We start from the raw sequence: 11908 nt of genomic DNA, 5'->3' as shown, positions 1-11908 counted from the left end.
GGCCACCGAGGCCGCCGTCGAGGAGCGCACCGCCGAGGGCGACGCCGCGAGCCGCTCCGAGGAGCGCACCGCCCCCGCCGCCGCGGAGGACGCCGCCGAGGACGAGGCCGAGAGCACCGGCATCGAGGTCTCCGTGCCCGAGCCCGAGCCCGTCGTCACCGAGGCCGCCGCGGGCGCTGAGGGCGCCGCCGGCACCGCCTCCTCCGAGGGGACCGACTCCGTCGAGGGCTCCGACTCCGCTGAAGCCGAGGCCGTCGTCGGCAGCGACTCCGGCTACATCCGCCCCTCCTCCGGCGCCATCACCTCCGGCTACGGCGGCCGCATCCACCCGGTGCTCGGCTACTACAAGGGCCACGACGGCGTCGACTTCGGCGCCGCCTGCGGCGCCCCGGTCAAGGCCGCCAAGTCCGGCACCGTCGTCGCCGTCGAGTACCACCACGCCTCCGGCAACCGCGTGAAGATCGACCACGGCAACGGGGTCGTCACCGGCTACTACCACCTCCAGGGCTTCAACACCTCGGTCGGCGCGACCGTCGCCCAGGGCGACACCATCGGCTACGTCGGCTCGACCGGCCGCTCCACCGGCTGCCACCTCCACTTCGCGAAGATGGACGAGGCGGGCAACTACTCCGACCCGATGTCGCTGCTGCGGTGATCTCCTCCGGCGCGCCCGTCGTCCTCGGGGTCGAGTCCTCCTGCGACGAGACCGGCTTCGGGATCGTCTCGGACGGGATCCTGCTGGGCCAGGGCCTCGCCTCGAGCGCCTCCCAGCACGCGATGTTCGGCGGCGTCGTCCCCGAGATCGCGGCCCGCGCGCACCTCGACGCGGTCGTCCCGACGCTGCAGATCGCCCTCGACGACGCGGGCGTGCAGGCGCGGGACATCACCCATGTCGCCGTGACCTCCGGTCCCGGCCTCGCCACCGCCGTCCACGTGGGACTGGCCGCCGCGAAGTCCATCGCCTGGGCGCTGGACAAGCCTCTGTACGGGGTGCACCACCTCGCCGGCCACGCCGCCGCCGACACCCTCGAGCACGGCCCCCTGCCCGAGCAGTCCATCGTCCTGATCGTCTCCGGCGGGCACACCTCGATCCTCGCTGTCGGCGACCTCGTGCGCGATCCGATCGAGCACCTCGGCGACACCCTCGACGATGCCGCGGGGGAGGCCTTCGACAAGGTCTCCCGCCTGCTGGGTCTCGGCTACCCGGGCGGGCCTGCGATCTCCCGCGCCGCGGTCGGCGGCGATCCCGCCGCCTTCGCCTTCCCGCGCGCCATGCTGCGGCCCGGGGATGCGCCCTTCACCTTCTCCTTCTCCGGACTCAAGACCTCCGTGGCCCGCACCGTGGAGACCCTCGAGCGCGCCGGCGAGCCCGTGCCCGTCGCGGACATCGCCGCCTCCTTCGAGCAGGCCGTCGTCGACGTGCTGGTCACCAAGTCGCTGCGCGCCGTGCAGGAGCGCGGGCTGGACACCCTCGTCATCGTCGGCGGGGTCGCCGCGAACGCCCGCCTGCGGGCTGTCGCCCAGGAGCGCTGCGACGCCGCCGGGGTCGAGCTGCGCATCCCGCCGCCGCGGCTGTGCACCGACAACGGCGCGATGATCGCCGCGGTCGGCGACCTGCTGGTGCGCTCCGGCGCCGAGCCCAGCGGCCTCTCCATCGCCGCGGACCCCTCCGCCGTGCTCCACGGGGCCCAGCTCCCGCTGCTGCGGTGAGGTCCCTCTCACACCCTCGGTCGCTCGCGTCGCCGGCGTGCTCGATCGCCCCCAGGTGTTGCTAGACTCCTGGAGTCCGCCCGCGTAGCTCAGTGGATAGAGCGTCTGCCTCCGGAGCAGAAGGTCGTAGGTTCGAATCCTGTCGCGGGCACCGAGTTCCGAGCCGCGTCCCCGATCGGGGACGCGGCTCGAGTCGTCACGGGGGTCAGCCCTGCTCGCCGCGCAGCTCCCGCAGGCGCTGCAGCACCTCGCGCGCCGCGACGGTGTCCGCGATGCGCAGGGTCGCCGCGGTGTCGCCGCCGCCCACCTTCAGCGTCACGTCCTGCTCCGCGGCCGCGGCGAAGACGGACTCGTCGGTCACGTCGTCGCCGAGGTAGAGCCAGGCGTCGGAGGCGCTGGCCCGGGCGAGCGCATCGACGGCGACGCCCTTGGACGTGTGCACCACCGAGAACTCGACGACCTCCTTGCCGGGGGTGACGGTCACGTCCGGCAGGGTGGTGGCGTACTCGAGCGCGGACTCGGTGGCGTTGATGCCGCCTCGGCCCCGGGCGCTGCGGGTGTGCAGCACGGCGGCGGTGGGCTTGGTCTCCACCTCGGTGCCCGGATGCGCGCGTGCGATCCGGCGCAGAGTCGTCGTGATCGTCGCGAGCAGCTCCTCCTTCTCCGGTGTCATCGACAGCGCGGAGCGGTCCAGCACCTCGGCCTGCATCCACGGCGGCAGCGCACCGACCTCCGCGCCGTGCGAGCCGACGAGCACCACGGAGCTCGGCATCTGCGTGTGCCGGTCCAGATCCTCCAGTGCGCGGCCGGAGACGAGCGCCACCGCGACGCCGGGCATCTCGGCCAGGTCCCGCAGCGCGCCGAGCGCCTCGGCATCGGGCTGGACCGCATCGCGGTCCTCGACGATCGGGGCGAGCACCCCGTCGAAGTCCGAGGCGATCAGCAGGCGCGGAACGTCGGCGAAGGCGCGCAGCGCCTCGTCGATCTCCTCGGGCGCGCTGGGCTCGTCGCCGCGCAGCCTCACCACGGGCACCGCGGCCTGCGCCTCGCGGCCGGCGTGCTCGAGGTGCTCGAGGAAGTCGTGCGCCCAGGACTGCACGTCGTTCTCCATCACCTGATGGCGCAGGGAGCGCATCGCCTCCTCCTGCTCCTCCTCGGGCATCGCCAGGGCGCGCAGGATCGCGGACTTCAGCTCATCGATGTCGTGAGGGTTCACCAGGACCGCCGCGCGCAGCTCGTCCGCGGCGCCGGCGAACTCGCTCAGCACCAGCACGCCCTGCAGGTCCGGACGGGAGGCGACGTACTCCTTGGCGACGAGGTTCATGCCGTCCCGCAGGGCGGTGACGAGCACCACGTCGGCGGCCATGAACAGCGCGGTCATCTCGCGGCGATCGAAGGAGTGGTGCTGGTAGGACACGGCGGGTCGGCCCAGCGGTGCGTGCTCGCCGTTGATGCGGCCGACGGTCAGCTCGACCTCGTCCCGCAGCTGCCGGTAGGCCTCCACCCGCTCCCGCGACGGCGTCGCGACCTGGATCATCACCGTGTCGTGGGGATCGATCAGACCGTCGTCCAGCAGCTCCCCCCAGGCCTTGAGCCGGTGGCGGATGCCCTTGGTGTAGTCCAACCGGTCCACCCCGAGCACCACCTTCGCCGGGTCGCCCAGGTCGTGGCGCAGGGCCCGCGCACGCTCGCGGATCTCCTCGTCCTCGGTGAGCGCGGAGACGGCGGAGGAGTCGATCGAGATCGGGAAGGTGCGCACCTCGACCTCCCGCATCGGGGCGGCGCCGACGCCCGGCACCGAGATCGTCAACCCGTCCACGTGGTAGCCCAGCAGCTTCCGCACCGCGGCGACGAAGTTCAGCGAGTCGCTCTCGCGCTGGAAGCCGATCAGGTCCGCGCCGAGCAGCCCGCGCAGGATCGAGTTGCGCTTGGGCAGCTGGGAGAACAGCTCGACGGAGGGGAAGGGGATGTGGTTGAAGAAGCCGATCCGCGCGTCGGAGCGCTTCTCCCGGATCATCCGGGGCACGAGCTGCAGCTGGTAGTCGTGCACCCAGATCGTGCCGCCGGGGGCGGCGACGGGTGCGGCGGAGTCGGCGAAGCGGCGGTTCGTCGCGAGATAGGAGTCCCACCAGCCGCGGTGGAACTCGGGATCGACGATCACGTCGTGGTAGAGCGGCCACAGGGTCGCGTTGGAGTAGCCCTCGTAGTAGCGCTCCACGTCCTCCTGCTCTAGCCGCACCGGGTACAGGCTCATCCCGTCGGCCTCGAAGGGGGCGGGAGGCTCGCCCGGCGATCCGGCCCAGCCCACCCAGGCGCCGGAGTCCACCGTGCGCATCACCGACTCCATCGCGGTGACCAGGCCGCCGGGGCTGGTGACCCATTCGGTGGCCCCGTCGGGGAGGGTGCGGGAGTCGACGGGCAGGCGATTGGCGACGACGACCAGCTCGTGCGAGCGGTCCTTGGGGGTGGGGGTGGTGGGCACCGGTACTCCTTCACGGGTCGAGCACTGAGGCGGCGGAGTGTCGCGTCGGGCTCTCATGCGCGGGCCCCCGCGGCACCCGCGCCGATGCTGCGAGCCTATCAAGTGCGATCGCTCACGCGCCGTCCGCCCCGGACTGTGCACTGGGTCCTCACCAGGCCCTTCATGAGCCCGCGACCAGCGCGGACGACGTCCGACCGAACGGTGGGCGGGCCGGCGCGAGCTGTTCGCGGTGCGGACCCGCGCCCGCACGATCGGGCCGCGCTCGTACGATTCCGGGGCGCCGACGGCGCGGCCCGCCCGTGCGGCGGGCTCGAGCGAGACCAGGAGCCCCCATGCGCGCCCACGAAGCCGGTGCCCTCCACGGCAACGACGCGGCCCCCACGTGGCTGCCCTACCCCAGCGACGTCAACACCCTGATCGACGGCCTGTGGTCCCGCACCCCCCGCCGCACCGAGGACGGCGCGGTCGAGGTGGGCGGGGTGAGCGTCGCACGGATCGCCGAGGAGGTCGGCACCCCCGCCTTCGTGCTCGACGAGGACGACTTCCGTCACCGGGCGCGCGCCTTCCGCGACGCCTTCGCTGAGGCCTTCCGCCCCCTCGCCGGGGCCGACGTCTACTACGCGGGCAAGGCCTTCCTGTGCGGTGCAGTCGCCCGCTGGGTCGAGGAGGACGGACTGGGGCTGGACGTGTGCACCGGCGGCGAGCTCGCCGTCGCCCTGCGCGCCGGCTTCCCCGGCGAGCGGATCGCGCTGCACGGCAACAACAAGTCCCTCGCCGAGATCCGCCGCGCCCTCGAGGCGGGGGTGGGCCGGATCGTCGTGGACTCCCTGGACGAGATCGACCTGGTCGACGCCATCGCCGCCGAGCTCGGCCTGCGCGCCGCCGTGATGCTGCGGGTGACCACGGGCGTGGAGGCGCACACGCACGAGTTCATCGCCACCGCCCACGAGGACCAGAAGTTCGGGCTCTCCCTCACCGGCGGCACGGCCTTCGAGGCCGTGCGCCGGGTCCTGGTCGCCGAGCACCTCGACCTCGTCGGCCTGCACTCCCACATCGGCTCCCAGATCTTCGACACCGCCGGCTTCGAGGTCGCGGCCCGGCGCGTTCTGGACCTGGTCGCGCAGGTGCGTGACGAGCTCGACCACACGATCACCCAGCTCGACCTGGGCGGCGGCTTCGGCGTCATGTACAACACCCAGCACACGCCCTCGACCCCGGAGGCCCTCGCCAGCGGGATCGCGGGGATCGTGGAGAAGCAGTGCCACGAGCTCGAGCTCGAGGTCCCCCACGTCTCCTTCGAGCCCGGCCGCGCGATCGCCGGCCCCTCCACGCAGACGCTCTACTCCGTCGGCACCGTCAAGGACGTGCGCCTGGGCGGCCCCCACCACCGCCTCTACGTCTCCGTCGACGGCGGCATGAGCGACAACGTCCGCACCGCCCTGTACGACGCGGACTACTCCTGCCTGCTCTCGGGCCGCGTCTCCGAGGAGCAGCCCGAGGTGGTGCGCGTGGTCGGCAAGCACTGCGAGAGCGGCGACATCGTGGTCAAGGACGAGTACCTCCCCGCCGACGTGCGCCGCGGCGACCTGGTCTCGGTCCCGGTCACCGGCGCGTACTGCTACTCGCTCGCCTCGAACTACAACCACGTCCCGCGACCTCCCGTGATCGCGGTGAAGGACGGGGAGATCCGCACCCTGATCCGTCGCGAGACGGAGGAGGACCTGCTCGGCCTCGACGTCGGCTGAGCCCGCCCCTCCCGCGAACCGCACGGCCCGGCCGTCCCGCCCCGGCCAGGACGCACGCGTTCATGCGCGGTCACGCGGGCGCGGCCACCTCGGCTACAGTGCACACGCCCGCCCCTCCCGCCCGTCGGCCCCTGTGGAAGGACCCTTCGCAGATGTCACAGACCGTCCCGCAGCCTCCGGCGAGCCCGGACACCTCCTCCCTCCCCGCCCTGCGCGTGGCCGTGCTCGGCGCGGGCACGGTCGGCACCGAGGTGCTGCGCCTGATCGCGCAGCAGGGGGACGAGCTCGCCCATCGCATCGGCGCCCGTCTCGAGGTCATCGGGGTGGCTGTGCGCGACCGGACCAAGGACCGCGGCGAGCACGTGCCCGCCGCGCTGCTCACCGACGACCCCGGCGCCCTGGTGCGAGAGGCCGACCTCGTGATCGAGGTGATGGGCGGCAACGATCCGGCCCGTGCCCTGCTGCTGGAGGCGATGGAGCACGGCGCGAGCGTGATCACCGCGAACAAGGCGCTGCTCGCCCAGGACGGCGCCTCCCTTTACGAGGCCGCGGACGTGCACGGCGTGGACCTCTCCTTCGAGGCCGCCGTCGCCGGTGCCATCCCGCTGGTCCGTCCGGTGCGGGAGTCCCTCGCCGGGGACCGGATCCAGCGCGTGATGGGCATCGTCAACGGCACCACGAACTACATCCTCGACGCCATGACCCGCACCGGCGCCGACTTCGACGACGCGCTCGCGAGCGCGCAGGAGCTCGGCTACGCCGAGGCCGATCCGACGGCCGACGTCGAGGGACACGACGCCGCGGCGAAGGCCTCGATCCTCGCGTCGCTGGCCTTCCACTCCCGGGTGCGCCTGGCCGACGTGCACTGCGAGGGCATCACCGCCGTCTCAGCGCAGGACATCGCCGCCGCCAGGCGGATGGGCCGCACGATCAAGCTGCTGTCGATCGTCGAGCGGGTCGAGGAGGAGAACGGGGAGCGGATCTCCGCCCGCGTCTACCCGGCGCTGATCCCCGACTCCCACCCGCTGGCCTCCGTCTCCGAGGCGTACAACGCGGTGTTCATCGAGGCCGAGGCGGCCGGCTCCCTGATGTTCTACGGCCAGGGCGCCGGCGGCGCGCCGACCGCCTCGGCGATCCTCGGCGACGTCGTCTCCGCGGCGCGCTCCCGCGTGCACGGGGGAGTGGGGCCGCGCGAGTCCCGCTACGCAGAGCTCGAGTCGATCCCGCTCGAGGAGCTGCGCAGCGCCTTCTACATCTCGCTGACCGTGCAGGACCGTCCCGGCGTGCTTGCCGAGATCGCCGGGACCCTCTCGGGCTACGGCATCTCGATCTCGACGATCCACCAGGAGCTCCTCCACTCGCGGGAGGAGGGCTCCCAGTCCCGCGCCCACATCGGGATCAGCACCCACCGGGCGCTCGAGAGCGCGATGACCGCGTCGCTGGACATGTTCTCCTCGACCGCGACCGTGCTCAGCATCGACTCCGTCCTCCGCATCGAAGGAGATTGACCCCATGGCCCATCAGTGGCGCGGCGTCCTCGCCGAGTACCGCGAGCACCTGCCCTTCGAGGACGGTGACACCCTGCTGACCCTCGGGGAGGGCGGCACCCCGCTGGTCGCCGCCCCTGCGCTCTCCGAGCGCGTCGGCGCCGAGGTGCACGTGAAGGTCGAGGGCATGAACCCGACCGGCTCCTTCAAGGACCGCGGCATGGTCTCGGCGATGTCGCGGGCGGTCAGCGACGGCGCGACCGCGGTGGTGTGCGCCTCGACCGGCAACACCTCCGCCTCCGCCGCGGCCTACGCGACAGCGGCCGGCATCACCTGCGCGGTGCTGATCCCGCAGGGCAAGATCGCCGCGGGCAAGCTCGCCCAGGCCGTGGTGCACGGCGCGAAGCTGATCCAGGTCGACGGCAACTTCGACGACTGCCTCGAGATCGCCCGCAAGCTCGATGCGGAGCACCCGATCGAGCTGGTGAACTCCGTGAACCCCTTCCGGCTGCAGGGGCAGAAGACCGCCGCCTTCGAGGTCGCCGACGCGCTGGGCCGCGCCCCGGACATCCATGTCCTGCCGGTCGGCAACGCCGGGAACATCTCCGCCTACTGGATGGGATACAAGGAGTACCGCGAGAAGGGGATCACCGACTCGCTGCCGGCGATGTGGGGCTTCCAGGCCGCGGGCGCCGCCCCCTTCGTCGCCGGACACCCGATCGCCGACCCCGAGACGATCGCGACCGCGATCCGCATCGGCGCCCCCGCCTCCTGGCACCTGGCCGTCGAGGCCCGCGACGACTCCGGCGGGCTGATCGACGCGGTCTCCGACCAGCAGATCCTCGACGCCCAGAAGCTGCTCGCCGGCGAGGTGGGGATCTTCGTGGAGCCGGCCTCCGCCGCGGGCGTGGCCGGGCTGCTGCAGCAGGCCGAGCGCGGGCAGGTGCCCGCCGGTGCGACGATCGCGATCACCGTGACCGGCAACGGCCTGAAGGACACCGACACCGCCCTCACCCAGCACGACCTCACCCCGACGGTGGTGCCGGTGGACATCGCGGCGGCCGCGGAGGCCATCGGGCTGTGAGGATCCAGCACACGCAGGTGTCCGTGCAGGTCCCGGCGACCTCCGCGAACCTCGGCCCGGGCTTCGACACCCTGGGCCTGGCGCTGGACCTGTGCGACGAGCTGAGCGTCCGGGCGACCACCGGCGGTCTCGAGATAACCGTCGACGGAGAGGGCGAGGGCTCCGTGCCCCACGGCGAGGATCACCTGGTGGTGCGGGCCCTGCGACGCGGCCTCGACCACGCCGGCGCTCCTCAGAGCGGGCTGGCCCTGCACGCCGTGAACCGGATCCCGCACGGCCGCGGGCTGGGCTCGAGCGCCGCGGCGACCGTGGCCGGGCTCCTGCTCGCCCGCGGGATGGTCTCGGAGCCGGAGGCGCTCGACGACGAGACGGTGCTCCAGCTCGCCACCGAGTTCGAGGGCCATCCCGACAACGCCGCGCCCGCGCTGCTGGGCGGGCCGGTGCTCTCCTGGATGCAGGGACCTCTGGCGCGGGCCGTGCCGCTGCGCCACGCCGCGGACGTGCTGCGCCCCGTGGTGCTGCTGCCCACCGCGACGCTGTCCACCCACCGGGCGCGGGGCCTGCTGCCCGCGGAGGTGCCGCACGCCGACGCCGTGTTCAACGCCTCGCGGGCCGCGCTGCTGGTCCACGCCCTGGCCGGGTCGCCGGAGCTGCTGATGGAGGCGACCGAGGACCGGCTCCACCAGGAGCAGCGCGCCCCCGGCATGCCGGAGAGCGTCGAGCTGATGCGGGTGCTGCGCCGGGAGGGCCATCCCGCGGTGATCTCGGGCGCCGGCCCCTCCGTGCTCGTGATGGCGGGCAGCCGCCGCGAGCTCGCACCGCTGGTGCGCCGCTTCGTCCGCGACCCCGCGGACTGGCGGATCGCCGAGGTGGCGCTGCGTGAGCAGCCCTCTGCCCCTGTGGTAGGTTGACCCTGCGTCCAGGCGACATCGCACGACGCTGATCCCTGCACCATGGTCCCCTCGGGGGATCCTCTGCGCAGATCTCCGCGCCCCCGATGTGTTCGCTGAGCTGTCTCTCCGAGCAGCGCCGCGCACGGTCCCCGCATCTCCTCGTCGAGATGCCCCATGGGTCCGTTCGCCGCCCTCGACGCACCCCGAAGCACACCGGCAGGTCGGTCGCGGATGCCCCGCACCGCGGACGAACCCCCTGCACGGACCCGCCGCCGCAGTGCCCGGGCACGTCCCCCGGCCCTGAGCGGCATCCAGACCAGACATGAACCGGCGCGGCCGGTTCGACAGGAAGGAACCCGGGTGAACGACACCACCTCCGGCGCGGACCTCGCGGCGAAGAAGCTCCCCGAGCTGCAGGCCATGGCCGCCGAGCGCGGCATCAAGGGGGCCCGGCGACTGCGCAAGGGCGAGCTGATCGAGGCGCTCCGTGGGGGAGCGGTCCCCGCCTCGGTCGGCGCCTCCGCCCCTGCTCAGAGCGCCCCGGCGCCCGCCGCGGAGCCCACCGCTCCCACGTCGTCAGCGTCGACGTCCGCCGCCTCGGCGCCCGCCGATGCCGCCTCCTCCGCTCCCGAGGCCGCCGGCTCGTCCGACGTGGACTCCGAGCGTCCCCGCACCCGCTCCCGCTCGCGCAGCACCCGTGAGGCCTCCGTCCCCGAGGCGACCGCCCCCGATCTGGGCATCGCGCTGCCCGACCGCAGCGCCGCCCGCGAGGACTCCGACACGCAGCAGGGCGGCCGCGGCCGCCGCGGCGACCAGCAGGACCAGGGCGGGCGCGACCAGCAGAATCGCGACCAGCAGAACCGTGACCAGCAGGGTCGTGATCAGCAGAACCGCGACCAGCAGGATCGTGACCAGCAGGGCGGCCGCGACCAGCAGCAGCGCGGCGGCCAGGGCCGTGGCGATCAGCAGAACCGCGACGGTCAGCAGAACCGCGGCCGGCAGAACGAGCAGGGCGGGTCCCCGCGCCGCCGCCTCGAGGACATCGAGCTTCCCGACCGGTCGGGCGAGCAGCAGGACGGCCAGGGCGGCGACGGCTACGACGACGGCCGCCGCGGTCGCTCCCGCAGCCGCAGCCGCTCGCGCGACCGCAAGCGCCGCGGCCGCGGCGGCGAGCAGGGCGGCCAGAACCAGCAGGGCGGTCAGGGCTCGCAGGACGACAACGAGGTCCGCGAGGGCGACGAGCTGATGACCATCGCGGGCATCCTCGACATCCGCGACAACCACGCCTACGTGCGCACCACCGGCTACCTGCCCGGCCCGAGCGACGTCCACGTGACGATGAACCAGGTCCGCAAGTACGGCCTGCGCAAGGGCGATGCCGTGACCGGCCAGGTCAAGGCGCCCCGCGAGGGCGAGGAGCAGCACGTCGAGCAGGTCCAGCACCACGGCGGCGGCCGCAACCGCCGCGGCAAGGGCGGCCAGAACCAGGGCAAGTTCGCCGCGCTCGTGCAGGTCGACACCGTCAGCGGCATGCCCGTCGAGCGGGCCCGCCAGCGGGTGGACTTCTCCAAGCTCACCCCGCTGTACCCGGACGAGCGCCTGCGCCTGGAGACCGCGCAGAACTCCGTCGCACCGCGGATCATCGACCTCGTCTCGCCGATCGGCAAGGGCCAGCGCGGCCTCATCGTCGCGCCCCCGAAGGCCGGCAAGACGATCATCATGCAGCAGATCGCCAACGCGATCACCGCGAACAACCCCGAGGTCCACCTCATGGTCGTGCTCGTCGACGAGCGCCCCGAGGAGGTCACCGACATGCAGCGCACGGTCAAGGGCGAGGTCATCGCCTCGACCTTCGACCGCCCCGCCTCGGACCACACCATCGTCGCCGAGCTCGCGATCGAGCGCGCGAAGCGCCTGGTGGAGCTGGGCAAGGACGTCGTGGTGCTGCTGGACTCGCTCACCCGCCTCTCGCGCGCCTACAACCTCGCGGCCCCGGCCTCCGGTCGGATCCTCTCCGGCGGTGTGGATGCCTCGGCGCTGTACCCGCCCAAGCGCTTCTTCGGCGCGGCGCGCAACATCGAGCACGGCGGCTCGCTCACGATCCTCGCCTCCGCGCTGGTGGAGACCGGCTCGAAGATGGACGAGGTGATCTTCGAGGAGTTCAAGGGCACCGGCAACATGGAGCTGCGCCTGTCCCGCCACCTCGCCGACAAGCGGATCTTCCCGGCGGTGGACGTCAACGCCTCCGGCACCCGCCGTGAGGAGGTGCTGATGGGCAAGGACGAGCTCTCGATCATGTGGAAGCTGCGCCGGGTGCTCGGCGCCCTCGAGCAGCAGCAGGCGCTCGAGCTGCTGCTGGAGCGGGTCAAGAAGACCCAGTCCAACACCGAGTTCCTCATGACGGTCCAGAAGAACACCCCGAGCGTGGGGGCGCGCAGCGGCGACTGATCCCGCTGCCGCCACGGCCGACGGACGGGCCGGGACCGCTGCCCTGCGCAGCGGTCCCG

General features: G+C 73.0%; 8 protein-coding genes and 1 tRNA gene. 8 read left to right on the top strand and 1 reads right to left on the bottom strand.

Annotated features, from left to right (window positions below; translation table 11 throughout):
• From HMPREF3159_RS03185 to HMPREF3159_RS03175, 3 genes are all read left to right on the top strand, one after another.
• Window positions 1–655 (top strand): M23 family metallopeptidase (locus HMPREF3159_RS03185; RefSeq protein WP_070499639.1); only part of this gene is annotated, 655 nt, incomplete at its 5' end.
• Complete coding sequence (gene tsaD, locus HMPREF3159_RS03180; protein WP_070499638.1) at window positions 652–1710, top strand: tRNA (adenosine(37)-N6)-threonylcarbamoyltransferase complex transferase subunit TsaD; 1059 nt, start codon at window positions 652–654, stop codon at window positions 1708–1710. The genes HMPREF3159_RS03185 and tsaD, both read left to right, overlap by 4 nt.
• 78 nt (window positions 1711–1788) lie before the next feature.
• Window positions 1789–1861, top strand: a tRNA-Arg gene (locus HMPREF3159_RS03175).
• Window positions 1862–1915: 54 nt separating this feature from the next.
• Here the strand turns inward: HMPREF3159_RS03175 and HMPREF3159_RS03170 are convergent.
• Window positions 1916–4192, bottom strand: coding sequence for a bifunctional alpha,alpha-trehalose-phosphate synthase (UDP-forming)/trehalose-phosphatase (locus HMPREF3159_RS03170; protein ID WP_070499637.1), 2277 nt, complete (start codon window positions 4190–4192; stop codon window positions 1916–1918).
• Between the two features lie 332 nt (window positions 4193–4524).
• Here HMPREF3159_RS03170 and lysA point away from each other — a divergent pair, with 332 nt between their 5' ends.
• The 5 genes from lysA to rho all read left to right on the top strand — a co-directional run bounded on the left by lysA (window position 4525) and on the right by rho (window position 11849).
• On the top strand, window positions 4525–5937 hold the full coding sequence (gene lysA, locus HMPREF3159_RS03165) for a diaminopimelate decarboxylase (protein ID WP_070499636.1): 1413 nt from the start codon (window positions 4525–4527) through the stop codon (window positions 5935–5937).
• Window positions 5938–6089: 152 nt separating this feature from the next.
• Window positions 6090–7445 (top strand): homoserine dehydrogenase, encoded by a 1356-nt coding sequence (locus HMPREF3159_RS03160; protein WP_070499635.1) that lies wholly within the window; start codon window positions 6090–6092, stop codon window positions 7443–7445.
• Between the two features lie 4 nt (window positions 7446–7449).
• Entirely contained in the window at window positions 7450–8508 is a 1059-nt protein-coding gene (thrC, locus tag HMPREF3159_RS03155) for a threonine synthase (RefSeq protein ID WP_070499634.1), read from the top strand.
• A complete protein-coding gene (thrB, locus tag HMPREF3159_RS03150; RefSeq protein WP_070499633.1) occupies window positions 8505–9419 on the top strand; it encodes a homoserine kinase in 915 nt (304 codons plus the stop codon). Before thrC ends, thrB begins: the two co-directional genes overlap by 4 nt.
• Window positions 9420–9761: 342 nt before the next feature.
• A complete protein-coding gene (gene rho, locus HMPREF3159_RS03145; RefSeq protein WP_070499632.1) occupies window positions 9762–11849 on the top strand; it encodes a transcription termination factor Rho in 2088 nt (695 codons plus the stop codon).
• Window positions 11850–11908 lie beyond the last annotated feature (59 nt).

Source organism: Brachybacterium sp. HMSC06H03 (assembly GCF_001807385.1).
GTDB classification, from domain to species: domain Bacteria; phylum Actinomycetota; class Actinomycetes; order Actinomycetales; family Dermabacteraceae; genus Brachybacterium; species Brachybacterium conglomeratum.
Note: the sequence above shows the minus strand (reverse complement) of the source record. Positions and strands in the feature narration are given on the sequence as shown.